The sequence below is a fragment of the Pantoea sp. UBA5035 genome (genome assembly GCF_002415245.1).
In the GTDB taxonomy this organism is placed as follows: Bacteria; Pseudomonadota; Gammaproteobacteria; order Enterobacterales; family Enterobacteriaceae; genus Pantoea; species Pantoea septica.
The window spans coordinates 103,953-126,808 of record NZ_DICD01000015.1 but is presented as its reverse complement, the minus strand read 5'-3'; the positions used below and the strand labels follow the sequence as shown (position 1 = coordinate 126,808).

Below are 22,856 nucleotides of genomic sequence, written 5' to 3'. Positions count from 1 at the left end.
AAAAGGGTTAAAAATCCGCCAGTTCGGCAATCTGCTTGCCGGTACGCTGCTCCAGAAAATCGAGCAGGCGGCGCGGCGTGACATTTAACACGCGATCCTCGGGAAAATCCACTGCGCGCGTGATGCGCAGGCAGTGCTCGAAGTCGCCCAGCGTAAACGCGGTGTGGGAATCAGAGCCAAAGGCCAGTTTGCCGCCGGCGTCGCGCACCGCTTCGGCGATGGCGCGGCAGTTCGGCTCGCTGCCGGGACGTGAGGTGGTGAAAGAGGAGTTATTGATCTCCAGCGCCACGTTGTAGTGCGCGGCCGCTTCGGCGACGGCGCGGATATCAACCGGAAACTTCGGGTTGCCCGGATGGCTGATGATATGCGCCACGCCGTTCGCCATGGTGGCGATCATCGCATCGGTGTGATGGCTCTTGTCGCGCGGCGCGTAAACCGGCTCGTGAAAGCCGGCGATAATCAGATCCAGCGAGCCGAGCATCGGCCCGGAGCAGTCGATTTCGCCCTGCTGATTTTTAATATTAGCCTCGATGCCGCGCAAAATGCCGACGCCGTCGATGACGCGCGGCCAGATTTTCATATTAACGAAGTGCCAGTAGTGCGGCGCGTCGGCCATATCGGGGCCGTGATCGGTAATGGCGAACAGCTTAATGCCGTTGTTTTTCGCCTGCGCGACGTAGTCGTGCAGCGTGCTGTAGGCATGGGTGCTGGCGACGGTATGCATGTGCAAATCAACGGGATACATTATTTTCTCCTCTATGCCGTCCGCTCGGACGGCCAGTCAGTTAACCGGAATTCAATAGCCGCGCTGGCGATCGACGCAGCCCGAGGGCCGTTCGCCCGCCTCAATGGCGCCGATGCCGCGCGTAATGGCGTCCATCGCCTCATCCGTTAGGGTCAATGCCGCAATATGCGGGGTCACGGTGACGCGCGGATGACGCCACAGCGGATTCTCCTGCGGCAGCGGCTCCTGCTGGAACACGTCGAGCGCGGCGGCGCGCAGCTGTCCGCTCTCCAGCGCCGCCAGCAGATCCGCCTCTACCACCTGCGCGCCGCGCGCCATATTAAGGAAACAGGCGTGCTGCGGCAGCTGGCTCAGGGTGCGCGCGTCAAACAGGTTGAGGGTTTCCGGCGTGGTGGGCAGCAGATTGATCGCTACCTGCGCGCCGCGCAGAAACTCGTCGAGGCTTTCGCGTCCGGCAAAGCTCTCGACGCCCGGGATGCGCTTCGGCGTCCGGCTCCAGACGCGCAGCGGAAAGCCCCAGGGTCGCAGCGCCTCGATAACGCTCTGCCCCAGCACGCCCGCGCCGAGCACGCCGACGCTGAACGTCTCGCGCGTCGTCGGCGGCAAAGGCTGCCACTGCGCCTGCTGCTGCTGTCTGGCGTAGTCGTCGAAGCGGCGGAACCAGCCGAGCACGCAGTAGAGCGCATACTCCTGCATCTGCCGCGCCATGCCGCTATCTTCCAGGCGGACCAGCGGCACCGACGGCGGCAGCATATCGGGATAGCGCGCCAGCCGGGCGAGAATATCGTCTACGCCCGCGCCCATCACGAATACGCCCCGCAGTCCGGCGCGATGCGCCAGCATCTCGCGCGGCGGCTGCCAGAGAATAGCGTAATCGGCGGGCGCGTCGTCGCCGGGCTGCCAGCGCCGGACCCGCGCCTGCGGCAGACGCCGCCGCAGGCCCGCCAGCCAGATCTCGCCGTCCTGAGTCGGGTGATACCAGATAATATCCATCTCAATCCTCGTTTTTTGCCCTCAGCCTCCGGCAAAAGCGGCGCCAGGGCAAGCAAAAACCGCCGCCCCACCGCCATGCTCACTCCTGGTCTGCTTCACATTTCCGCAGCGTCGTCGCGCCACGTTGTCAGATTGCGACTAAAGTTGTTTGAGTGGTCAATGCGTTACGCGCGGCCGCCTTTCGGACAAGGAGAAAAACCGATGAAGAAAACTGTCGTAACCGCGCCTGTCGGGCGTCAGGGAGTCGCGCCAGTGCTGCTGACTCTGCTGCTGGGTCTGCCTGCGCTAACGGCGCACGCAGACGATAACTCACGTATGCTCAGCAGCCAGCCTCAGCCGCCGGATGTTCGGCTGGGTCCGTTGTTTAACGCGGTGCAGCAGGCGCAGTTCTATCCCGACCAGAAAACCTTCGCCGACGCGGTGCCGAAGTTCGATCCCGCGTCGATTCTGGCAGACTGGCAGATGCAAAAAAATCAGCGCAATTTCGATCTTAAGCGTTTTGTCGCCAGCAACTTTACCCTGCCCGCCGCGGGCGAAAAATATGTGCCGCCCGCCGGCCAGAGCCTGCGCGCGCATATCGACGGCCTGTGGCCGGTGCTGACGCGCACCGCCAAAAGCGCCGGGCGCTACGATTCGCTGCTGCCGCTGCCGAAACCCTACGTGGTGCCGGGCGGCCGCTTCCGCGAGGTCTACTACTGGGACAGCTATTTCACCATGCTCGGCCTGGCCGAGAGCGGCCACTGGGATCGCGTGCAGGATATGGTGGATAACTTCGCGTGGGAGCTGGATACCTACGGCCATATTCCCAACGGCAACCGCAGCTACTATCTCAGCCGCTCGCAGCCGCCTTTCTTTAGCCTGATGGTCGATCTGCTGGCGACGCACGAAGGCGACGCGGCCTACAGCAAATATCTGCCGCAGCTGCAGAAAGAGTACGACTACTGGATGGCGGACAGCGATAGCGTCGCCGCTGGTCAGGCGAGCAAGCGCGTGATCAAGCTGGCGGACGGCACCGTGCTTAACCGCTACTGGGACGCGCGCGACGCGCCGCGCACCGAATCCTGGCTGGATGACGTCAATACCGCGAAAAAGGCGCCGCAGCGCGATAAAGGCGAACTCTACCGCGATCTGCGTGCCGGCGCCGCGTCCGGCTGGGACTTCAGTTCGCGCTGGTTCAGCGACGCGCATAATCTCGCCTCGATCCGCACCACTCAGCTGGCGCCTGTCGATCTCAACAGCCTGATGTTCCATCTGGAGCAGACGCTGGCCAAAGCGTATCGCCTCGATAAGCAGCAGGATAAGGCGAAGCAGTTCGCCGATCTGGCGGAGAAGCGCCAGGCGGCGGTGAACCGCTATCTGTGGGATGAGAAACAGGGGTGGTACGCCGACTACGACAGCAAAACGCGCCAGGCCAGCCCGCAGCTGACTGCCGCAGCGCTCTTCCCGCTCTATATGCAGCTGGCCAGCGACAAGCAGGCCGATCGCACCGCCTCGGCGGTAGAGAAACAGCTGCTGAAAGCGGGCGGCCTGCTCACCACCACGGTGAACAACGGCCAGCAGTGGGACGCTCCTAACGGCTGGGCGCCGCTGCAGTGGGTGGCGGTAGAAGGTCTGGAGCACTACAACAAGCCGCAGCTGGCGCAGCAGGTCGGCATGCGCTTCCTGCAGAACGTCCAGACCACCTACGACAAAGAGCATAAGCTGGTCGAGAAGTATGTGGTCGACGGGCCGAACCTCGGCGGCGGCGGCGGCGGCGAATATCCGCTGCAGGACGGCTTCGGCTGGACCAACGGCGTGACGCTGATGCTGCTCGACAAGTACTGTCCGAAAGAGAAAACCTGCAACAGCGCGCAGGATATTCCTCAGGCCGCGGCGACAACGAAGTAACCTCCCCCAGACGAAGGGCCGCTACCGGCCCTTCGTTTTCTTTTTTTGCCTTCCCCTGTTCAACAAACCTTGAAACATTTTTCACATATTGATAATAATTCTCACTCTGATTTTGAGAATCTTTATCATACATGTGCCGCCTGCCGAAGGCGGACTGAACAAGGACAGGACATGACGCTGCCGTTTCCCCCTCACCGCTGCGCGCTGCTGTGCGCGCTAGCGATCGCTCTGCCTGCCGCCAGCCTGGCGGCCGACACGCTGACGGTGACCGCCTCGCCGCAGGAGAGCGCCGACGGCCCGACTCAGGGCTATCTCGCCACCACCAGCGCAGGCGCCACCAAAAGCGATCGCCCGCTGCTAACGACGCCGCAGTCGGTCTCGGTGATCACCCGCCAGCAGATCGACGATCAGGGCGCGATCGATCTCAATCAGGTGTTGAACTATACGCCAGGGGTTTTCTCTAACTTCGGCGGCGCGGCGACCCGCTACGACACTGTTTCGCTGCGCGGCTTCCACGGCGGCGACGTGGATAATACCTTCCTCGACGGCCTGCGCCTGATGAGCGATGGCGGCAGCTATAACGTGTTGCAGGTCGACCCCTGGTTTCTGGAGCGCGTCGACGTGATTAAAGGCCCCTCTTCCGCGCTGTACGGCCAGACGGTACCGGGCGGGCTGGTGAATCAGACCACGCGCCACCCCCAGTTCAGCCAAGCGGGCCACTTCCGGCTGACGGCGGGCACGCAGGATACGCGCGGCGCGGCGTTCGACTACACCAACGCCATCAACAACGAGTGGGCGTTTCGCCTCACCGGCATGACGCGCAACAGCGATACCCAGTATGACCATACGCGTGAGGAGAAGTACGCGCTGATGCCGCAGCTGATGTGGCAGCCCACGGAAGATACGCAGCTGCTGCTGCGCGCCTATCTGCAAAAAGATCCGTCAGGCGGCTATCACGGCTCGGTGCCGGGCGATGGCGCGCTGAGCGCCCACAACGGCGCGAAGCTCAGCACCGGTTTTTACGACGGCGATCCCTCCCTTGACCAGTTCAAGCGGCGCGAGCAGATCTACAGCTATGATTTTCAGCACCGCTTTAGCGACGTCTGGTCGTTTTCCTCGACCGGCAGCTACAGCCACTCAAACGTCGATCTCGACCAGGTTTATCAGGTCGGCTGGCAGTCGCCCGGCAGCGCTATCCTCAACCGCTACTACTCCGGCGAACGCTCGTCGCTCTCCGCCTGGGCGACGGATAACCGCGTCACGGCAGAGTTCGACACCGGCGAGCTGGCGCATCGCCTTTCGATCGGCGCGGAGTATCACCGTTACAAGAACGATTTAAGCGACGCGGGCGGCGAGGCCAGCGCGCTCAACGCCGATACCGGCGCGGCGCTCGGGCCGATGCCGGACTATAGCTGGACGCGCGAGACGCGCCGCTACTACCAGACCGGCCTCTACCTGCAGGATGAGATGACGTGGGATCGCTGGCATCTCGATCTCTCTGGCCGCTACGACCGCATCGTTGCCGACAACAGCGGCACGGCGCGTCGGCAGGACGATCACGTCAGCGGGCGCGCGGCGCTGCTCTACGCCTTCGACAACGGCGTCTCGCCCTATGTGAGCTACAGCCAGGCGATTACGCCGACCGCGCTGACCGGCACCGACGGCAACCTGCTGCAGCCGACCACCTCGGAACAATATGAGACGGGCATAAAATATCAGCCAGCAGGCACGCGCGATCTCTATACCCTGGCGCTCTACGATCTGACGCAGAAAGATGTCGCCACGCGCAATATCGTCGATTCCACCTATACGCCGACCGGCAAAGTGCATTCGCAGGGCATCGAGCTGGAGGCGCGCAATCAGCTGACGCCGCGTCTGAGCACCGTGGCGGGCTATACGCTTAACCACCTGCGCTATAAGGAGACGCTGGACGGCAATGATGGCCACACGCCTTACGTGACGCCGAACAGCATGGCATCGTTCTGGGGCCACTATCAGTTTGACGCCGGCATCAGCGCGGGCGCAGGCGTGCGCTATATCGGCAAACAGTGGGCGGACAATGAGAACAGCCGACGCGTGCCGTCGGTGACGCTGTTCGACGCCTCGGTGCGCGCCGATCTCGGCGTCTGGAACAGCGCGCTACGCGGCGCGTGGCTGCAGGTCAACGCGAATAACCTGACCGATCGTCACTATGTGGCCGCCTGTTACGGCACGGGCTACTGCTACTGGGGCGCGGAGCGTTCGCTGCTGGTGTCGGTGGGATACGATTTCTAGCGGGGAAAGTAAAACGGGACGACAAAGTCGTCCCGTTGCAGTTCTTACGCTATGCGTATTAGCTACGGACTTTACGGTAGATAAACAGCACGACAAGGGCACCGATTACCGCGACCACAAAGCTGCCGAAGTTAAAGCCGTCTACTCGGCCGAAGCCAAACAGGGTACTGATCCAGCCGCCGACTACCGCACCGATGATACCCAGAATAACGGTTACGATAAAACCACCGCCATCTTTACCAGGCATGATCCATTTAGCGAGAATACCGGCGATTAAACCAAAGATGATCCATGAAATGATACCCATCTACTACTCCTTCCTTTTTGTTTAGGTTGTGACCGCCTGATTAATCAGGAGAATTACAGAGCTAAGTATAGACCGGAAATTCTCTAATGCAGGATAAACCGCGACAAAAATTGACTTAAAACCTAAAGCTTCCGCGCCCGCCGCCGATAACGGAGAGAGAATAAAGCATCAGATAACAGCAAATTTGCCCTCTTTTGGAGCCAGTAAGTGAAAGAAGCCGACAAAGAACAGTATCTCAAACGTGGCACGCTGGCGGTTCTCGGCGTGATAAAGGATTTGCTACGGTTTCAGACGCCTTTAATGGTCACTTTTTCGCGCGGTCAGTTTATCAGCCGTATGCTGGATGCCGACGAGGATCGCATTGTTTTCGACCTTGGCAGCAATAATCTCGACAACGAGTATGTGCTTTCCTGCAACGATGTGAGCATCTTCGCTGAAACCTACGGCGCCAAAGTAGAGTTCAGCCTCGCGTCGCTGGAGAGAACCACCTTCGAGGGACTGCCCGCCTTTAGCGCGCCGCTGCCCGACCTGCTGTGGCAGATCCAGCGCCGTGAATTTTTCCGTATTTCCGTGCCGCTGGAACCAATCTTTTACTGTCACAGCGAATGGCCCAACGGCAAGAAGGTGCGTTTCCGCCTGCAGGATCTGTCGCTGGGCGGCATCGGCGTGCTGGTGGACGAGGCGTTGCCGGAGGGGCTGAGCAGCGGCGACAAGTTTAAAAAGCTGCACGTCGAGCTGGGCGAATATGGCCAGTTCGAGGTCGGCGCGCAGCTGCTGCATATCGGCGAGCGCAGCGTGGTGACCAGCAAAAACGAAACGCGCGTCACGCCGCGTCTCAGCTTCCGTTTTACCGCCATTGAGCCGTTGCAGGAGCGTCAGCTGCAGCAGGTTATTTTCGCCCTTGAGCGCCTGGCGCGCGACAAAGCGAATCGATTTCAGTAATTATTCAGTGATTTGCGCTGCCTGCCGGCGCATCCAGGCTATGCTTCTCCTTGCTCTCTTTTTTAAACCGGCTCCCAGCAAGGAGAAACTCCCCAATGGAAAACTGGCTCTCATCCGGCTATTTTCAACGTCTTTTTCTGAATCAAACCTTCTGGATCAATAGCGCTATCGTGGTCGCGGGCACGCTGGTGATCTACTGGCTGCTGCGCAGCGCCATCCGCTTTATCTCCGGCCGCATCGCGCGCTATAGCGAGCAGCGCCACGTGCGCTTCACCTCGATTCTGGTGGAGATCCTGCGCAGCACCAGCCAGCTGCTGCTGCTGATTTTTTCGCTGCTGATCGCCCTGCGTTTCGTCGACGTGCCCGCCAGCTGGGATGGCTTTATTTCTCACGGCTGGTTCCTCGCGTTCGCCGTGCAGTTAGCCATGTGGATCGACTGCGGCATCCGGCTGTGGCTGCATAATCTGCTGCGCGATCCGGTCCACGTGCGCAATCCTGTGACCACGGTGATCCTCGGGATTCTGCTGCGCGTGGTGGTGTGGGTAATGATGCTGCTCGCCATTCTGTCGAATATGGGCATCAATATTACCGCGCTGGTAGCGAGTCTCGGCGTGGGCGGTATCGCCATCGCGCTGGCGATTCAGACGGTGCTGAGCGACGTTTTCGCCTCGCTGGCAATCGGCTTCGATAAGCCTTTTGAGCACGGCGATTTTATTGTGTTTGGCGATATCGCCGGCTCTATCGAGCATATTGGCCTGAAGACCACGCGCCTGCGCAGCCTGAGCGGCGAGCAGATCGTCTGTTCCAATACCATTCTGCTGCAGCAGACCATCCACAACTACAAGCGCATGCAGCAGCGACGCATCGTGTTTCGCTTCGGCCTGAGCTACGGCACGCCTTCAGCGCAGGTGCGCGAAGTGAGCGATCTGGTGAAGTCGATTATTCAGGGCATTGAGCTGACCCGCTTCGACCGCGCGCATTTTTTCGCGTTTGAGGATTCGAAGCTGACCTTCGAGGTGGTCTATTTCGTGCTTGACGCCGACTACAACAAATATATGGATATTCAGCAGGAGATTAACCTGCAGCTGATGGCGGCGCTGGAGCAGCGCGACGTGCGCTTCGCCTTCCCGATCCGTCAGGTGGAGTTCAGCGGCGGCCGCATTCCGCCGGTGGAGATGCTGCGCGCGGAGAACGACGAGGAAGAAGCGCGGCGGGCGTAATTTGCCAGAACCCGTCGCTTTGTGTTTCGCGATGGGTCAAGGGCATTTCGCCCGATCGCAAAGACGGCATAAAGCATCCCTGCGCCTCGGCGCGGGCCGTCCCTGGCCCGCGACGCTTTGCTCTTCGGGCGAAACGCCCTTTCCCTTTGGCTATGGTGCGGCTGTTTAGAAGCCCAGTTACTAAATAGTCATGTCATGCTTTTTCAGGCGGCTAATAAACTCAAATCGTGGGTGACATGGACCGAAGAGCAAAGCGTCCCGCGCAAGGGACTGCGCGGGCCGAGCTGTCAGGGATGACGCTTTTGCGTCTTTGCGATCGGGCCTTGTCACCCACGTCCGCACCTTGTTGAAGACCTCATTTAATACACTGTCTAACATTCACGCCGGCTGAAACCGGCAGCGCGCCACCGCCGCTATCCACCCCTGATAGCTCTCCCGCATCGCCTGCGCCTGCTCGCTGCGCGGCTCAACGCGCGTGCCGCCCTGTAGCGCCTGCATCTCGTCGCCCTGCTGCCACCAGCCCAGCACCTTGCCCGCCAGCAGCGCCGCGCCGAGCGCGGAGACCTCCGCCGTGGGCGCGCGCAGCAGCGGGCGCTGCAGCACGTCCGCCTGCAGCTGCATCAGCCAGTCGTTGGCGGTCGCGCTGCCGTCCACGCAGAGCGCCGACAGCCGCTGGCCGCTCGCCTGCTCCATGGCGAAAAAGACGTCCGCGATCTGAAACACGATCGACTCCAGCGCCACGCGCGCCAGCACCGCAGGCGTGGCGGCGTCGGTCAGGCCGCACACCATGCCGCGCGCCTGCAGATCCCACCAGGGCGCGCCCAGCCCGGAAAGCGCCGGCACAAAATAGACGCCCTGATTGCTGTTGGCGGTGCGTGCCAGCGCGGTCAGCTCGTGCGGGTCCTGAATGTTGAGCATCTTGCCCAGCCAGGCCGCGCCGGAGCCGGTGTGGGTAATATTGCCCTCGAAGGCGAAGCGCAGCGCGCCGTCGTGCCAGGCGACGGTAGTGCTCAGGCCGTTATCGGTCAGCAGCGGCGTCGCCATCGACATCATCATCGAAGAGCCGGTGCCGTAGGTCGCCTTCACCACCTCTTCGTCGCCGCGCCGCTGCGCCTGCAGCGCCGCATGGGAATCGCCGATGCGCGCCAGAATCGGCGTGCCCGGCGCCAGGCCCGGAATATCGCTAATCGCCACCGCGCCCTGCGCGCTGGCCGACGGCACGATAGTCGGCAGCGCGGCGCGCGGCAGCTGAAACAGACGCAGCAGCTCATCGTCCCAGCCGCCGCTGTGCAGACTATAGAGCTGAGTGCGCGCGGCGTTGGCGTGATCGGTAACGAACACCTCGCCCGCGCTGAGCTGCCAGGCAAGCCAGCTGTCGACGGTGCCGATGCAGAGTTCGCCCGCCGCCGCGCGCGCCGCGCCGTCCGGGATCGCTGCCAGCATGCCGGTAAGCTTCGCCGCCGGGAACATCGGATCCACCGCCAGCCCGGTCAGTCCGGTAATGCGCGAGGCGTTGCCCGCGGCGCGCAGATCGCGGCAAAACGCTTCCGAGCGCCGATCCTGCCAGCTCACCAGCGGCGTGAGCGGCTTGCCGTCGCGCCGCTGCCAGATCAGCACCGACTCGCGCTGATTGCTGATCGCCACCGCCGCTACCGGCGCGCCGCCGCACTGCGCCAGGCAGTCGGCTACCGCCTGCTTCACCGCCTGCCAGATAGCCAGCGCGTCCTGCTCCGCCAGCCCCGGTTGCGGATGCGACAGCGTCAGCGGCTGACTGCCGCGCGCCACGACGCGGCCCTGGCGATTGACGGCGATCGCCTTGGCATTGGTGGTGCCTTCGTCAATCGCCAGAATAAGGGCGTCTTCCATGGTCAGGCTCCCGCGCAAATGCGCACTGCGCTGTTGACGACGCCCGCGGCGTCGATGCCGTGATACGCGCGCGTAGAGGCGCGATCGCCTGCGATGGCGTACTGGCCGTCCGGGATGCCGAGGCGCAGCAGCGGAATAGCGCAGCCCCCTTCCGCCAGCACCTCGGCCACCAGACTGCCGACGCCGCCGTTAACGTTGTGCTCTTCCACGCTGATCACGGCTGGATAGTGATTTAGCAGGTTGCGCAGCTGTTGGGTATCGCAGGGTCTGATGGATGGAACGCTGATCACACCCGCCGAGATCCCTTTCTCCGCCAGTAGCTCCGCCGCGTGAACAATCTCATGCACCGTCGAACCCATCGCCACCAGCGCGATATCCTTGCCTTCGCGCAGCTGGTCGATTTTACCCGGCTCGAAGCGGTAATCCTCGTCGTGCAGCTGCGGCAGATCTTTGCCGTCGAGGCGGATATAGACCGGGCCGACGTGCTCAAGCGCATAATCGATGATCTGGCGGCACTCCAGCGGACAGGCGGGCGCGTAAATTTCGATGTTGCCAAAGCCGCGCATCACCGCGATATCGTCGATGCTGTGATGGGTGCTGGCGAGCGGGCCGTAGCTGGCGCCGGCATTCAGGCCGAACAGCTTCACGTTGGTGTTGTTGTAACAGACGTCGACCTTGACCTGCTCGTTGGCGCGCGACACCAGGAAAGGCGCGGCGTTGCAGGTCACGGCAATCTTGCCGCCCAGCGCCAGCCCGGCGGCGGTGCCGACCAGCGTCTGCTCGGCGATGCCGACGTTCACCAGCCGGTCGGGAAAGGCTTTAATAAAGGGCGAAATTTTTGCGGTTGAGGTGGAGTCCGCCACCACCGGCACCAGATCCACGCCGCGATTCACCGCGTCGATAAAGGCGGTCACCATTACGCTGGCTAAATGTTGTGCATTACTCATCTTTCAGTTCCTCCAGTGCCAGTTCAATCTCTTCGCCTTTCGGCACGCGGTGATGCCACTCCGCTTTACTCTGAATAAAAGAGATGCCATAGCCTTTTTCGGTATGCGCCACGATGACCTGCGGCTTACCGTTCTGCGGCAGGCTTTCAATGGTCTCGACCACCTGCGCCATGTCGTTGCCGTTGCACTCCGTGACCTCCAGGCCGAAAGCGCGCCATTTTTCCGGCAGCGGGTCGGTGTTCATGATGTCGCGCGTCGCGCCAGCCAGCTGCAGCTTGTTCTTGTCGTTGATAATGATCAGGTTGTCGAGGCCATAGTGCGCCGCGACCAGCGCCGCCTCCCAGTTGCTGCCCTCCGCCAGCTCGCCGTCGCCGGTCACCACGAAGATGCGCCGCTTGCTGCCATCTTTTTTCGCCGCCAGCGCCAGCCCCACCGCTACCGGCAGACCATGGCCGAGCGCGCCGGTATTCAGCTCCACGCCCGGGGTTTTCTGCCGCACCGGATGGCCCGGCAGATGCGAATCAGCATGTTGATAGGTGGGCAGCCAGTCGACCGGAAAATAGCCCGCTTCCGCCAGCACGCAGTAGTAACCGCCGACCGCATGACCTTTGGACTGGATATAGATGTCGCGCTGCGGATCCTCGGTGCGATCCGGCGCGCAGTCGAGAATGCGGAAGTAAAGCGCGGTCAGAATATCCGCCTGCGACAGATCCGCGCCGGTATGGCCGCCAGCCGGGCTGCCCGCGTTAAGCTGGATAATGCGGCGGCGCACGGCGCGCGCCTTACGCTGCAATTCATCGACCGGAAGTTTGAAAGGATTCATACATCACCTCTGAATTAAAAATCATGTCCGAATATATATTCGTAAGGGGTAAAAAAAGGGGGTGCAGCAAAATAACCCGCCTGCACCGCCACCGATTAACTTTTTGCCTCTGCGCCCTCCTCGATCAGCGCCTTCTGCGCCACCACCGCCGCTTTTTGCTGCATACGGTTTTGCATCTGGTCGATGATGACGGCGATGATGATAACGATGCCCTTGATCACCATCTGCCAGAATTCGCTGACCCCCATCATGATCAGGCCGTCGGCGAGAAAGCCGATAACAAAGGCGCCGACCAGGGTGCCGAGAATGGTGCCGCGTCCGCCCGCCAGCGAAGTACCGCCCAGCACCACCGCCGCAATGGCGTTCATCTCGAACGAGGTGCCGTTGGCCGGATGGCTGGCAACCAGCTGCGACGACACCACGATGCCCGCTATCGCCGCGCAGAAGCCGGAAAGCGTATAGACCCAGATTTTCACCTGCTTCACTTTGACGCCGGAGAGCTCCGCGGCGCGCTCGTTATCGCCGATGGCGTAGACCTGGCGGCCGAACGGCAGGCGACGGGCGATATAGGCGATCACCAGCGCCAGCACGATCATCATCCAGATGGCGTACGGCAGGCCGAGCAGCGATCCGGCGCCGATGCGGTCGAAGCCGGTGTTGCCGAGCAGCGGATTGCCCTGCAGCCCGGGGAAGGTTTCGCCGCCCGAGGTGAGCATCGCCGCGCCGCGCAGGATATACATGGTGCCGAGCGTGCAGATAAAGGGCGCGACGTTGTAGCGGGTGATGATCCAGCCGTTGGCCGCGCCGATCAGCCCGCCCACCAGCAGCACCAGCGGCACAATCACCCAGACGCTGGGAAAGATGGCGATGCCGAACATCGGCAGCACGATCCCTTTGGTGATCAGCCAGCCGGCGATCATGCCGCACAGCCCCAGTGTCGCGCCGATAGAGAGGTCGATGCCGGCGGTGATAATTACAAAGGTGATGCCCAGCGCCAGAAAGGCGTTAATGGCGATATGCTTCACCATAATCACCAGGCTGCCGAGGGCGAGAAAGTCCGGCACGGTGATCGCGAAGAAGCCGACAATCAAAAACAGCGCGATAAAGGTGCGCAGCTTCAGCAGCAGCAGGATAATGCTCTCGCGCGAGTTAAACGCCTTCGCCGGTTGGCCTGCCATCGTCATAGCGTTATTGCCTTTCATGCTCAGAACCCCTGTGCGCTTGCTTTCACCAGCGCTGACTCTTCCGCGTCGCCGCGCGGAATATCAGCCGTAAGTTTGCCGCCCGACATCACCAGGATGCGATCGGCCACCGCCATGATCTCTTTCAAATCGGAGGTGGAGAAGAGCACCGCGATGCCCTGCTCCGACAGCTGCACCATCATGCGAAAAACTTCCCCTTTGGCGCCGACGTCGATGCCGCGGCTCGGTTCGTCCAGCAGCAGCAGGCGCGGATTGGTCAGCAGCGAACGGCCGATCACCACCTTCTGCTGATTGCCGCCGCTCAGGGCGCTGATCGCCACCTCCGGCGAGGAGATCTTGATCGCCAGATTGCCGACGGTGCTGGTCACCGCCGCCCGCTCTTCCTGCTGGGCAATGGCGAAGCGGTGCGTCAGGCGGCGCCACAGGCTGGCGATGGTGAGGTTGCTCGCCACCGAGGACCCCGGGAAAATCCCGGCGCGCTTGCGATCTTCCGGCACCAGGCTCATGCCCATGCGGATGCGCTCGGCGGGCGGCAGCCGCGTCGGCACTGGCTTGCTGTCGAGCCAGATTTTGCCGAGGTAGTTGCGTTCGCTGCCGAGCAGACACTCGAAGAGTTCGGTGCGCCCCGCGCCCATCAGCCCATAGATGCCGACAATCTCCCCGGCGCGCACGTTAAAGGTGACGTCGTCCACCAGGGTGTTACCGTTGGGGCTGACGCAGGTAATGTGCTCCGCCTCCAGCACCGCCGCGCCGAAGGTGCGTCCGTCCGGCAGAAAGTTGCTCATCGGCTCGCTGCCGAGCATTTCGCGCACGATCCAGGGCACGTCGATATCGCTGACCTGCGCTTCCGCCTGAAAGCGGCCGTCGCGCAGAATGGTGATCACGTCGCCGATCGCCATCAGCTCTTCGAGGCGATGCGAGATATAGATCAGGGTGACGCCCTGTCGCGTCAGCTCGCGGATGACGCGGAACAGGATCTCGACTTCGGTTTTGCTGAGCGCCGAAGTCGGTTCGTCGAGGATAAGAATATCGGCGTCTTCCGCCAGCGCCTTGGCGATCTCTACCAGCTGCTGCTGCCCGACCTTGAGATTGCCGACCGGCTCTTTCGGCGAAATCGGCTGGTCAAGGCGCGCCATCAGTGCGGCGGCGCGGCGCTCCTGCTCCGCTTCGTTAATGGGGCGGATACCGCGCTGCAGCTCGCGGCCGAGAAAAATGTTTTCCGCCACCGACAGGTTTTCAAACAGGTTCAGCTCCTGATGCACCATGCCGATACCGAGCTTTGCAGCGGCGCGCGTGCTGCTCAGCACCACCTTTTCGCCGTTGAGGAACAGCTCGCCGCTGGTGGGCTGCTGCACCCCGGCGAGGATTTTCATCAGGGTCGATTTGCCCGCGCCGTTTTCGCCGATAATCACGTTGACCTTGCCGCGCCAGACGCGGTAGTCGACGCGGTCCAGCGCCAGCGTGCCGGGAAAGAGCATAGTGATATTGCTGGCCTGCAGGATAATGTCGTCGCTCATGGCGCCTCTCCCTGCTTCAGCTCTACCGCCATCACGTCGTTGACCACGCCGTGGCCCATCTCGACCGCCAGCAGCGCCTGCGCCGGTTTGCCGACCCAGCTGGCGTCGACCTTCGGCAGCTGCTGCACCGCGTGGCGGTTAAGCGCGCGGGTCAGCTGCGCGTACTGCACCTGATTGGTGAACTCCTCGAAGCGGAAACCCGCCGCATCGCGCAGCGCGTTGCTGCGGATCACCGGCCCCAGGCTGACTTTTACCGGCTTGCCGTTCAGGGTCAGCGTCAGGGTGCGCTCGCGGCTGTTGCTCTCGTCTACCGCCTCAACCGTACCGCTGGCGCGCACGAAGACGCTTTCGCTGCCGCCCGCCCTCACCGTCCCGCTTTTGGTCTCCATATCCGCCCAGCTCATGGCGCGCTGCTGCGCGGCGTCGAGCACCCGGCTCTGCCAGCTCGCCTCCGCGATCTGCTGCGGCGTCTGACTGCTGTAGCTCGGTTTCGCATGGGGATCTTTCGGCATGATCGGGTTGCCGCTGGCGTCGAGATCCACCACGGTACAACCGCTTACCGCCAGCGCCAGGGTGATCGCCAGCATCGCTCTGCTCCGTTTCATGCCGCCTCCGGTCACTTCGCCAGGTTAAAGTTTTTCAGCTTCGACGCGTTGCTGTCGTCAATCAGCACGCAGTCCATCAACTGCTTCTCTTCTTTCTGGGCTTTGCCGTTTTTCAGGTAGTAGTCCGCCTGCTCGACCGCCATCTGCGCCTGCGCCCAGCCCGGCTGCAGCACCGTCGCCTTGATGTTGCCTTTGTTGATAATGGAGTCGCGGGTGTAGTCGCTGCCGTCGAAGCCCACCACGATAACGTTGGTTTTGCCCGCCGCCTTCAGCGCCGCCTCTGCGCCCAGCGCCATGGTGTCGTTGCCGGAGATCACGCCGACGATGTTCGGGTTCTTCTGCAGAATGGTCTCCATGCGGCTGAACGCCTCGGTCTGGCTCCAGTTGGCGCTCTGCTGCGCCACCATCTTCATGTCGCCGTAGTCGTCCAGCACGTCGTGATAGCCCTGCGAACGCACGCCTGCGTTGGTGTCGGACTCTTTGCCCAGCAGCTCGACGTAGCTGCCTTTGCCGTTCAGCAGCTTGGCGAACTTCTCCGCGCCAAGCTGCGCGCCCTGATAGTTGTTGGAGACGATCTGCGCCACGGCGATGCCGGTTTTGTTGATTTCGCGGTCGATAAGGAAGGTAGGAATGCCGGCATCTTTGGCTTTCTGCACCGGGCCGACGGTGGCGTCCGCCCCGGCGTTATCAAGGATGATCGCTTTGGCTTTGCGCGCGATGGCGGTTTCGATCAGCTGGTTCTGTTTGTTGACGTCATCGTCGTGCGACGCCACCAGCGTGGCGTAGCCGAGCGCCTTAGCCTTTTCCAGCGCGCCGTCCGCTTCCGCTTTAAAGAAGGGGTTATCATGCGACGGGGTGATGATCGCCAGCAGGCCTTTATCGGCGGCGAGCGCGGCGGTCGAGAGTGCCATCAGTGAAGCCAGTAGGGTAATTTTGACGAGAGGTGCGTTCATCAGTTATTCTCCGCTTGAATAAATATTCAATTGCGATTTTATATGCAAGATGACTATGCACCCGCTTCAGGCGGGCGCGCAACCCCGATTGTTTAAAAAGCGAAAAGGATCACAAAATGTCCCGCGTTGTGATTTCCCGCATCCTGGTTAACAATACCAGGCCGACACAGAGAGGAAGGATGAATGGCGAAACAGGATGAGCAACGGCTGATGGTGAAGATTGCCACGCTTTACTACAGCGAAGGGATGAAACAGTCAGATATCGCGCAGATGCTGAAGTTGTCGCAGTCTTTTGTCTCGCGCATTCTCAACCGCAGCGTGAAAGAGGGCGTGGTAAAGATCAGCGTCGTGCCGCCCGCCAATATCTTTCCGGCGCTGGAGAAGGCGATCGAGCAGACCTACGGGCTGCCGCAGGCGATTGTGGTCGACGTGCCGGAAAACGCCTCTTCGCAGCAGATCAAGCAGGCGATCGGCTCGGCGGCGGCGCACTATCTGGAGACGCGGCTGCGCGCCGACGAGCTGATCGGCATCTCCTCCTGGAGCGGCACCATTCGCGCCATGGTGGATGCGCTGCACCCCTTTAACGCCGCCTGCAAAGGGGTGATCCAGCTGCTGGGCGGCGTCGGCGCCAACGGCAACGTGCAGGCGACGATTCTGACGCAGAATCTTGCGGCGCTGCTGAACTGCCCTTCCTGGCTGCTGCCTTCCCAGTCGATCGAGCACTCGGTGCAGGATCGCCAGCGGCTGGCGGCCAACCCGGACGTCGCGGAGGTGCTGGAGAAGTTTGATCAGGTGGATCTGGCGATCGTCGGCATCGGCGATCTGGAGCCGTCGGCGCTGCTGCGCAACTCCGGCAACTATTATGACGAGGAGATGCTGCGCACCCTGGCGCAGCGCGGCGCGGTTGGCGATATCTGCCTGCACTACTTCGACGCGCAGGGCGAACCGGTGCTGAGCGCGGAAGAGGATCCGGTCATCGGCATGGAGCTGGCGCAGGTGCGCAACTGCGCGCAGGTGGTGGCGCTGGCGGGCGGCAAAGAGAAGGCGCACGCCATCCGCGGCGCGCTGCGCGGCGGCTACGTCAACGTGCTGATCGTCGATTACCCCACCGCGCGGCTGCTGGTGGAGTAAGGCGTTAAATGGTGCGGTACGCCGTGGTGACCTTCCACAGGTAGCGCGGCGCCTGCGCGGCGGGATGCTTGTTCTGAACGTGCTGGTAGAACTCGTCCGGCGACATGGCGTTGATCATGGCGATAGCCCGGTCGCGGTCGCGGGAAAAGGTGCGCAGCAGCGCGCCCGCGCCGTTGGCGTAGGAGACGATAGTGGCGTAGCGCAGCGTCAGCGGGTCGCGAATGCCGGAGAGCGCCGACTCCTGCAGAATCTTGATATAGGCGGCGCCGATATCGATATTTTTCGCCGGATCGCGCAGTTCCGCGTTCGACGGCTGACCGCGGCGCCCCTGCACGCGATAGACTTCCCTGCCCGCCGTCGCGGCTTTAATCTGCATCAGCCCTACCGCATTGGAGCGGCTGACGACGCCGGGGTTACCGCCCGATTCGACAGTGATAATGGCGCTGAGCAGTTTCTCATCAACGCCATAATGACTGGCGGCATCTTCGGTGAACATCGCCCAGGTGGCGTTGATATTCGACGGCGGCGCCTGGGTTAGCGGCGTATTTCGTTGCTTAACGACCTGTTTTGACGGTTCGCTGGCGCAGCCGGCCAGCAGCAGCGCGGAAAGGGCAAGGTATCGAAATTTCACCAATTTTTCATCCTGATGCAATGTGGTCGCAGGCTATCATACCTGGCGCGCGCCGCAGCAAAATTACCGTTTATCCTAATTGCGTAAAAAACCGTGTCGCGCAGTGACTTCCGTCGCGCTTTTCGTCATCATCGGCCAGTTAATCGCCCGCTAACCGCAGGAATAGCCTTATGATTTCTCGTTCCGTTCATCTCATTTCGCCCTCCGGATATTGTCACAATCAGCCTGCCGCCTGGCGCGGCGTTGAACGGCTGCGCGCGGCGGGCCATCAGGTCGATAATCTGGAAACCATCGGCCGCCGCTTTCAGCGTTTCGCCGGCACCGACGCCGAACGCCTCGCCGAATTCAACCGACTGGCGCAGCTCGAGACGCTGCCCGACATCGTGCTGGCGGTGCGCGGCGGCTACGGCGCCAGCCGTCTGCTGGCGCAGATCGACTACGTAGGGCTGCAGCGCCGCCTGCTGAATCAGCCGCTGGCGCTGTGCGGCCACAGCGACTTTACCGCGCTGCAGCTCGCCCTGCTGGCGCAGACCGGCCTTGTCAGCTTTAGCGCGCCGATGTTGGCCGGCAATTTCGGCGCGGAGGTTTTATCTGATTTTACCCTGACGCACTTCTGGCAGGCGCTGACTTCGCCTACAGTCAATGTTGGCTGGCGCAGCGAGACGCCGGACGCCGGCGAGTGGCAGGGCACGCTGTGGGGCGGCAATCTGGCGATGATCTGCTCGCTGATCGGCACACCCTGGCTGCCGCAGTTCGATGACGGCATTCTGGTGATCGAGGATGTCAATGAACATCCGTTCCGCATCGAGCGCATGCTGATCCAGCTGCAGCAGAGCGGCATTCTGGCGCGGCAGCGCGCCATCATCACCGGCAGCTTTACCAGCAGCGCGCTCAGCGACTATGACAACGGGTTTGACTTCGCCAGCGTCTGGCAATATCTGCGCGACGTCACCGGCCTGCCGGTGATAAGCGATCTGGCCTTTGGCCATGATGCGGATACCGTCACGCTGCCGCTTGGCGCGCGCGCCCGTCTGCGCGTGGCGAATCATCAGGCCGAACTGCAGGCCGCTGGCCATCCCGTATTACCCGAGCATTAAGCCGTTCTCAGGGAGATCGCCATTGAAGCCGCTGTACGACGATTTGTGGATCTCCACGCCGGAATTTCCGGTGGAAGATGCCGTTAATGATTTAATGATGCACGGCTTTATGCTGCGCCATCCGCGCGGCAACCTGCTGATTGGCCGCGTGGAGCACCCGCTCGATCATGAGGTGCTGGCCGACGAGGGCGGCGTGATCCGCCACTACCTGACCCACTGGCACGAAGCGGCGCCGGGCGCCGCCGTGATCCAGCAGCGCTTTAACAGCGCGCTCTACTGCCACAGCCGTTCTCTCGGCCCCATCAGCCGGGTGCTGGAGCCGGACGATACCTTCAGCCAGCAGGAGACGCACTTCGGCGACTTCCATCTGCTGCCGACGCCGGGCCATACGCCAGGCAGCAGCAGCTTCCTCTACCATTCGCCGCTGGGTCGCAGCTATCTGTTCGTCGGCGACACCCTGACGCGCGATCACCATCGCTGGATCACGGTGCTGGTGGCGGACAGCAATCCGCACGAGCTCAAGCAGTCGCTGGAGTTTTACCGCACGCTGCGGCCCGATGTGGTGCTGATGAGCACCACGCGCGGCCATCTTTCATGGGTCGAGGTGACGCTGCAAAGCTGGCTGGCGGCGATCGACGAGGCGGAGCAGCAGCCGCTGGATATGCGCCAGCAGCCGCTATTTTGATTACAGCGCCTTGCTGAGATAGTGGCGCTGATGGTGACGCGGATAGTTATCCAGGCTGAAACGCAGGCTGTAACCTAACTTTTCATAGAACGGGCGCGCCTGAAAGCTGGCGGTATCGACCTGCGCATAGCGGCAGCCGCGCCGACGCGCCTCCTCTTCCGCGGCCCCGATCAGCTGCGTGCCGACGCCCTGCCCGCGCAGCGCGTCGCTGACCCACAGCATATCGATACGTAGCCAGTTGCCGGTGGTCGAGCCGGTCAGTCCCGCCCGTTTTTTGCCGTGCTCGTCGGTGACGAACACGCCGATGGCTTTGATCTCGTCGATATTGATAAAGCGGCTGTTGAAGGCGTTCAGGCCGAGGCGTACCTCATCCAGATCCTGATGCGTGACCGCATCGGTAACGTTCAGTTGCATAGACTCTCCGGCTAAAGCGGGTTAAGAGTGCGGGTGGGCGCGATCGTCATAGGGCTCCAGCGACAGCTGGTCGACATCGCGCGTTTCGCTGCGGCTACAGGGTAACAGCCGGTTGCTGTTGCGGTAAACGAAGAAGGTCTCCTCGCTCGCTTTATTGACGATCAGCTGGTCACCGTTGCGAAAGCGGGTAATGGCGACGCTGTCGCCGCCCTTCAGCCGGGTATGCTGCTGGCCGGCGGCAATCTGAAAATGGTGCTGCGGCCAGGTAAGCGTGCTCAGGCCATAGGCGGCGCGCGAAATGGTCATGGTGGGACGGCCGGGACAGGTGATCTGGAACTGGGTGTCGCTCCAGGCGGGCGCAATGGCGCAGCTCAGCAAACCAAGTGTGAGCAAAGTCGCTTTCATTATCTCCAGGCTCCGTTGAAGTTATGCTCTGATTTAGTTAACTATTTTTAGAATAACACAACAAACGGTAGGGAAAAACGAAACGGCCCGCGCAGGGCGGGCCGAAGTGTGACAAAAGCTGTCGTTAGTTACCAACCTGCGACATATCTTTGATGCTGTCGCGATTGATTTGCTGCTCTTTACCGTAGACGTCTTTGTAGGTGATCATACCGGTGTCGCTATCCACCTGCGGCTTGCCCTGCGCCACAATAGTGCGGCCGTCGTTGGTGTGCAGCACGTGGTCATTCGCGCAGCCGGCCAGCATCAGGCCCGCGCTCAGGATACCGATCGCCATAACTGTTTTTTTCATATTTCCTCCTTCCTGGGTTCGCTTTAGGTTTAGCACAGACTCGCCAAAGCGAAACCAGGAAGAGGCTTAAAACGCATTGATTCCTAAAGGAGATTCTATGGACCGGCAAGATGCCCTGTTTCAGCGGCTGGCGCAGTCGCCGTTTCGGCGGCGCTTTCATCTGGGCGTCAAGGAGCGTGAGTACTGTCTGGCGAAAGGGCCGGAGGTGATCGATCGGCATGCGGCGGATTTTGTTGCGCAGCGACTGGCGCAGGCGGAGCCGAAGAATGACGGTAAGCAGACGCCGATGCGCGGCCATCCGGTGTTTATCGCCCAGCACGCTACGGCGACCTGCTGTCGCGGCTGCCTGGCGAAGTGGCACGGTATCGCTGCTCATCAGCCGCTGGACGACGCGCAGCAGGCGTGGATTGTCAGCGTGATCCACCGCTGGCTGGTGAGTGAGATGAACCGCTAAAAGCCCGGCGCCGCATCATGCAGCCCCGGGCTGACGTTTATTCCGCCGCAACCTCGGCGGCGACCAGCATTAACGCCAGCGAGGCGTCCTCCTCGTCGTATCCCTGCATAACATCGCGGATCGCCGCCACGCAGGAGATCACCTGCTGCTTCTTTTCCGCTTCAAGCCTCTCGATCGCATGACGGATAATCATTAGACTGGCTTCTTCTTCTTTCATTCAGTTTCCCTTAAATCGCCCAACTGGTGCGCAAAGATGGCAAGAATACCTTTAATGTGCTACTCAAGTCACCCTCTGGCACGTTTAAAGCTTAACTATTAATCGAACTGCAAATGGGATGCCGCGCCAGACCTGCTATGATCACAATAGCCGGGACGCAACGCGTCAAAATCAGCGCCACGGGATACCCAGGGATCGAAGCAGGTACAGGATATGTTGCGACTCACCGTTTTCACTTTTATTACGCTGCTTGCCGGCTGCGCCTCCGGCCCGAAAGGGGTCGATTGCGCTGGCGAAGTCAGCACCATTTACGGCCAGCCGATGGGGCAGACGCAGGCGACGATTTTCGATCTCGTCAGCGCCTTCACCGTCAGCCGCGACGGCGTTAACGTGCAGAGTGGGACACTGCAGTCGCTGGATCGTTTCAAATATATCCCCTCCGCCGTCACCGCCGAAGGCTATTACGCCCAGCGGCTGTCGGATAAGCAGTTCCGCCTGATCAATCCGCACGAAGACACCATGATCACCTGGACGTGCCCTTAGGCGTGCGTCCGGCAGCCAGATAGTTTATTGTCGTGGCTCGTCAGGCTGCAGGCTTACCCCCCATGGAAAAGCGACTGGACAACAACGGCTACATCGATTTCCCCTTCCCCGCCACGCGCAACGAGGACGGTTCGCTGAACCCGTGCGGCATCGATCTCACGCTGCAAACAGAGCGTATCGATGAGATTGCGGTGCTGGCGCAGTCGGCCAATCTGCGGCGTCTGCTGGAAGAGATTAATCTGCAGGATGGGCTGTTTATGACGCTGGCGTGCGACTGGCAGCAGCGCGCCGATGCGGTATGCGGCTTTATCGATTTCGCCTTCCGTCCCGACCTGCCGATCGCCCAGCAAGAGACGCTAACCCTCGACCAGGCTTTCGGACGCTACCTGCGCGAGCAGGCGACGCAGCACGATATGCAGCCGGAGGCGTTGATTAACTACGCCCGCTGCGTGCTGGACTGGGGCTGGTCGCCGCTGCGTCAGCGCGCGCGGGAGTATGAAAAGGTGACGGTAATGTACTACTGCCAGCAGCGCGACGAGGCGGAGTGGTGCCTCGATCACCTGCGGCATTTCCTGGTGAGCTGGTATCCCGCCAGCCGCCCGGGACTGCTGGCGCAGCAGGCATAGCGCCTGGCGGCGCGGCCTGAAGC

General features: G+C 61.7%; 25 protein-coding genes. 10 read left to right on the top strand and 15 right to left on the bottom strand.

Annotated elements, in window-relative coordinates:
* Positions 1-7: 7 nt before the first annotated feature.
* Positions 8-745 carry a phosphatase gene (locus tag B3229_RS12090; RefSeq protein ID WP_048781505.1) on the bottom strand — a complete coding sequence of 246 codons (738 nt, stop codon included), beginning with the start codon at positions 743-745 and terminating at the stop codon, positions 8-10.
* 51 nt (positions 746-796) lie between these two features.
* Positions 797-1,738, bottom strand: coding sequence for a glyoxylate/hydroxypyruvate reductase GhrA (gene ghrA / locus B3229_RS12085; RefSeq protein WP_286871003.1), 942 nt, complete (start codon positions 1,736-1,738; stop codon positions 797-799).
* A 201-nt stretch (positions 1,739-1,939) separates the two neighbouring features.
* On the opposite strand from ghrA, the gene treA reads away from it, so the two are divergent.
* Both treA and B3229_RS12075 read left to right on the top strand, forming a co-directional pair.
* Positions 1,940-3,625, top strand: a complete 1,686-nt coding sequence (gene treA / locus B3229_RS12080) for an alpha,alpha-trehalase TreA (protein ID WP_286871001.1) — start codon at positions 1,940-1,942, stop codon at positions 3,623-3,625.
* Positions 3,626-3,796: 171 nt separating this feature from the next.
* Complete coding sequence (locus B3229_RS12075) at positions 3,797-5,899, top strand: TonB-dependent siderophore receptor (protein WP_286870999.1); 2,103 nt, start codon at positions 3,797-3,799, stop codon at positions 5,897-5,899.
* Positions 5,900-5,957: 58 nt separating this feature from the next.
* Here B3229_RS12075 and B3229_RS12070 read toward each other — a convergent pair whose 3' ends face one another.
* Positions 5,958-6,206 carry a GlsB/YeaQ/YmgE family stress response membrane protein gene (locus tag B3229_RS12070; protein ID WP_033747725.1) on the bottom strand — a complete coding sequence of 83 codons (249 nt, stop codon included), beginning with the start codon at positions 6,204-6,206 and terminating at the stop codon, positions 5,958-5,960.
* A gap of 207 nt (positions 6,207-6,413) precedes the next feature.
* Here B3229_RS12070 and B3229_RS12065 point away from each other — a divergent pair, with 207 nt between their 5' ends.
* Entirely contained in the window at positions 6,414-7,148 is a 735-nt protein-coding gene (locus B3229_RS12065) for a flagellar brake protein (protein ID WP_048784986.1), read from the top strand.
* Positions 7,149-7,243: 95 nt separating this feature from the next.
* The gene (locus B3229_RS12060; RefSeq protein ID WP_048784984.1) at positions 7,244-8,368 is read left to right on the top strand and encodes a mechanosensitive ion channel family protein; all 1,125 of its coding nucleotides are present in this window, start codon (positions 7,244-7,246) and stop codon (positions 8,366-8,368) included.
* 378 nt (positions 8,369-8,746) lie between these two features.
* Here B3229_RS12060 and B3229_RS12055 read toward each other — a convergent pair whose 3' ends face one another.
* The 7 genes from B3229_RS12055 to B3229_RS12025 all read right to left on the bottom strand — a co-directional run bounded on the left by B3229_RS12055 (position 8,747) and on the right by B3229_RS12025 (position 16,281).
* A complete protein-coding gene (locus B3229_RS12055) occupies positions 8,747-10,234 on the bottom strand; it encodes an FGGY family carbohydrate kinase (protein ID WP_286870997.1) in 1,488 nt (495 codons plus the stop codon).
* Positions 10,235-10,236: 2 nt separating this feature from the next.
* A complete protein-coding gene (locus B3229_RS12050; RefSeq protein ID WP_286870995.1) occupies positions 10,237-11,181 on the bottom strand; it encodes a transketolase family protein in 945 nt (314 codons plus the stop codon).
* Positions 11,174-12,004, bottom strand: coding sequence for a transketolase (locus B3229_RS12045; protein WP_048784979.1), 831 nt, complete (start codon positions 12,002-12,004; stop codon positions 11,174-11,176). The genes B3229_RS12050 and B3229_RS12045 overlap by 8 nt, the downstream gene beginning before the upstream one ends.
* 95 nt (positions 12,005-12,099) lie before the next feature.
* Positions 12,100-13,206 (bottom strand): ABC transporter permease, encoded by a 1,107-nt coding sequence (locus B3229_RS12040; RefSeq protein ID WP_277268848.1) that lies wholly within the window; start codon positions 13,204-13,206, stop codon positions 12,100-12,102.
* A 2-nt stretch (positions 13,207-13,208) separates the two neighbouring features.
* Entirely contained in the window at positions 13,209-14,723 is a 1,515-nt protein-coding gene (locus B3229_RS12035) for a sugar ABC transporter ATP-binding protein (RefSeq protein ID WP_286870992.1), read from the bottom strand.
* Positions 14,720-15,328: a DUF2291 family protein gene (locus B3229_RS12030; protein ID WP_286870990.1), complete on the bottom strand. Its 609-nt coding sequence runs from the start codon at positions 15,326-15,328 to the stop codon at positions 14,720-14,722. Before B3229_RS12030 ends, B3229_RS12035 begins: the two co-directional genes overlap by 4 nt.
* Positions 15,329-15,339: 11 nt before the next feature.
* A complete protein-coding gene (locus B3229_RS12025; protein ID WP_033747746.1) occupies positions 15,340-16,281 on the bottom strand; it encodes a D-ribose ABC transporter substrate-binding protein in 942 nt (313 codons plus the stop codon).
* A gap of 183 nt (positions 16,282-16,464) precedes the next feature.
* Between B3229_RS12025 and B3229_RS12020 the strand changes: the two genes are divergently transcribed.
* Positions 16,465-17,412: a sugar-binding transcriptional regulator gene (locus B3229_RS12020; RefSeq protein ID WP_033789666.1), complete on the top strand. Its 948-nt coding sequence runs from the start codon at positions 16,465-16,467 to the stop codon at positions 17,410-17,412.
* A gap of 4 nt (positions 17,413-17,416) precedes the next feature.
* Here the strand turns inward: B3229_RS12020 and emtA are convergent, their stop codons facing one another.
* Positions 17,417-18,046, bottom strand: a complete 630-nt coding sequence (gene emtA / locus B3229_RS12015) for a membrane-bound lytic murein transglycosylase EmtA (RefSeq protein WP_033747752.1) — start codon at positions 18,044-18,046, stop codon at positions 17,417-17,419.
* Positions 18,047-18,213: 167 nt separating this feature from the next.
* Between emtA and ldcA the strand changes: the two genes are divergently transcribed.
* Positions 18,214-19,140 (top strand): muramoyltetrapeptide carboxypeptidase, encoded by a 927-nt coding sequence (gene ldcA / locus B3229_RS12010; RefSeq protein ID WP_048785151.1) that lies wholly within the window; start codon positions 18,214-18,216, stop codon positions 19,138-19,140.
* 22 nt (positions 19,141-19,162) lie between these two features.
* Positions 19,163-19,825, top strand: a complete 663-nt coding sequence (locus B3229_RS12005; RefSeq protein WP_048785153.1) for an MBL fold metallo-hydrolase — start codon at positions 19,163-19,165, stop codon at positions 19,823-19,825.
* On the opposite strand, the gene B3229_RS12000 is transcribed toward B3229_RS12005, so the two are convergent.
* The 3 genes from B3229_RS12000 to B3229_RS11990 all read right to left on the bottom strand — a co-directional run bounded on the left by B3229_RS12000 (position 19,826) and on the right by B3229_RS11990 (position 20,993).
* A complete protein-coding gene (locus B3229_RS12000) occupies positions 19,826-20,239 on the bottom strand; it encodes a GNAT family N-acetyltransferase (RefSeq protein WP_084881874.1) in 414 nt (137 codons plus the stop codon).
* A gap of 21 nt (positions 20,240-20,260) precedes the next feature.
* On the bottom strand, positions 20,261-20,644 hold the full coding sequence (locus tag B3229_RS11995) for a hypothetical protein (protein ID WP_048785157.1): 384 nt from the start codon (positions 20,642-20,644) through the stop codon (positions 20,261-20,263).
* A 124-nt stretch (positions 20,645-20,768) separates the two neighbouring features.
* Entirely contained in the window at positions 20,769-20,993 is a 225-nt protein-coding gene (locus B3229_RS11990; RefSeq protein ID WP_048785159.1) for a YgdI/YgdR family lipoprotein, read from the bottom strand.
* Positions 20,994-21,090: 97 nt separating this feature from the next.
* Here B3229_RS11990 and B3229_RS11985 point away from each other — a divergent pair, with 97 nt between their 5' ends.
* Entirely contained in the window at positions 21,091-21,447 is a 357-nt protein-coding gene (locus B3229_RS11985) for a DUF4186 domain-containing protein (protein ID WP_033747769.1), read from the top strand.
* A gap of 37 nt (positions 21,448-21,484) precedes the next feature.
* On the opposite strand, the gene B3229_RS11980 is transcribed toward B3229_RS11985, so the two are convergent.
* Complete coding sequence (locus B3229_RS11980; RefSeq protein ID WP_033747773.1) at positions 21,485-21,664, bottom strand: hypothetical protein; 180 nt, start codon at positions 21,662-21,664, stop codon at positions 21,485-21,487.
* 213 nt (positions 21,665-21,877) lie between these two features.
* Here B3229_RS11980 and B3229_RS11975 point away from each other — a divergent pair, with 213 nt between their 5' ends.
* Positions 21,878-22,207 carry a hypothetical protein gene (locus B3229_RS11975; protein ID WP_286870984.1) on the top strand — a complete coding sequence of 110 codons (330 nt, stop codon included), beginning with the start codon at positions 21,878-21,880 and terminating at the stop codon, positions 22,205-22,207.
* 62 nt (positions 22,208-22,269) lie between these two features.
* On the top strand, positions 22,270-22,833 hold the full coding sequence (locus B3229_RS11970; RefSeq protein WP_048785161.1) for a hypothetical protein: 564 nt from the start codon (positions 22,270-22,272) through the stop codon (positions 22,831-22,833).
* Positions 22,834-22,856: the final 23 nt, after the last annotated feature.

Coding starts and splice junctions, on each gene's coding strand:
- B3229_RS12090 (WP_048781505.1), bottom strand. CDS start 745: ATGTATCCCGTTGATTTGCACATGCATACCGTCGCCAGCACCCATGCC.
- ghrA (WP_286871003.1), bottom strand. CDS start 1,738: ATGGATATTATCTGGTATCACCCGACTCAGGACGGCGAGATCTGGCTG.
- treA (WP_286871001.1), top strand. CDS start 1,940: ATGAAGAAAACTGTCGTAACCGCGCCTGTCGGGCGTCAGGGAGTCGCG.
- B3229_RS12075 (WP_286870999.1), top strand. CDS start 3,797: ATGACGCTGCCGTTTCCCCCTCACCGCTGCGCGCTGCTGTGCGCGCTA.
- B3229_RS12070 (WP_033747725.1), bottom strand. CDS start 6,206: ATGGGTATCATTTCATGGATCATCTTTGGTTTAATCGCCGGTATTCTC.
- B3229_RS12060 (WP_048784984.1), top strand. CDS start 7,244: ATGGAAAACTGGCTCTCATCCGGCTATTTTCAACGTCTTTTTCTGAAT.
- B3229_RS12055 (WP_286870997.1), bottom strand. CDS start 10,234: ATGGAAGACGCCCTTATTCTGGCGATTGACGAAGGCACCACCAATGCC.
- B3229_RS12050 (WP_286870995.1), bottom strand. CDS start 11,181: ATGAGTAATGCACAACATTTAGCCAGCGTAATGGTGACCGCCTTTATC.
- B3229_RS12045 (WP_048784979.1), bottom strand. CDS start 12,004: ATGAATCCTTTCAAACTTCCGGTCGATGAATTGCAGCGTAAGGCGCGC.
- B3229_RS12040 (WP_277268848.1), bottom strand. CDS start 13,206: ATGAAAGGCAATAACGCTATGACGATGGCAGGCCAACCGGCGAAGGCG.
- B3229_RS12035 (WP_286870992.1), bottom strand. CDS start 14,723: ATGAGCGACGACATTATCCTGCAGGCCAGCAATATCACTATGCTCTTT.
- B3229_RS12030 (WP_286870990.1), bottom strand. CDS start 15,328: ATGAAACGGAGCAGAGCGATGCTGGCGATCACCCTGGCGCTGGCGGTA.
- B3229_RS12025 (WP_033747746.1), bottom strand. CDS start 16,281: ATGAACGCACCTCTCGTCAAAATTACCCTACTGGCTTCACTGATGGCA.
- B3229_RS12020 (WP_033789666.1), top strand. CDS start 16,465: ATGGCGAAACAGGATGAGCAACGGCTGATGGTGAAGATTGCCACGCTT.
- ldcA (WP_048785151.1), top strand. CDS start 18,214: ATGATTTCTCGTTCCGTTCATCTCATTTCGCCCTCCGGATATTGTCAC.
- B3229_RS12000 (WP_084881874.1), bottom strand. CDS start 20,239: ATGCAACTGAACGTTACCGATGCGGTCACGCATCAGGATCTGGATGAG.
- B3229_RS11995 (WP_048785157.1), bottom strand. CDS start 20,644: ATGAAAGCGACTTTGCTCACACTTGGTTTGCTGAGCTGCGCCATTGCG.
- B3229_RS11990 (WP_048785159.1), bottom strand. CDS start 20,993: ATGAAAAAAACAGTTATGGCGATCGGTATCCTGAGCGCGGGCCTGATG.
- B3229_RS11985 (WP_033747769.1), top strand. CDS start 21,091: ATGGACCGGCAAGATGCCCTGTTTCAGCGGCTGGCGCAGTCGCCGTTT.
- B3229_RS11980 (WP_033747773.1), bottom strand. CDS start 21,664: ATGAAAGAAGAAGAAGCCAGTCTAATGATTATCCGTCATGCGATCGAG.
- B3229_RS11975 (WP_286870984.1), top strand. CDS start 21,878: ATGTTGCGACTCACCGTTTTCACTTTTATTACGCTGCTTGCCGGCTGC.
- B3229_RS11970 (WP_048785161.1), top strand. CDS start 22,270: ATGGAAAAGCGACTGGACAACAACGGCTACATCGATTTCCCCTTCCCC.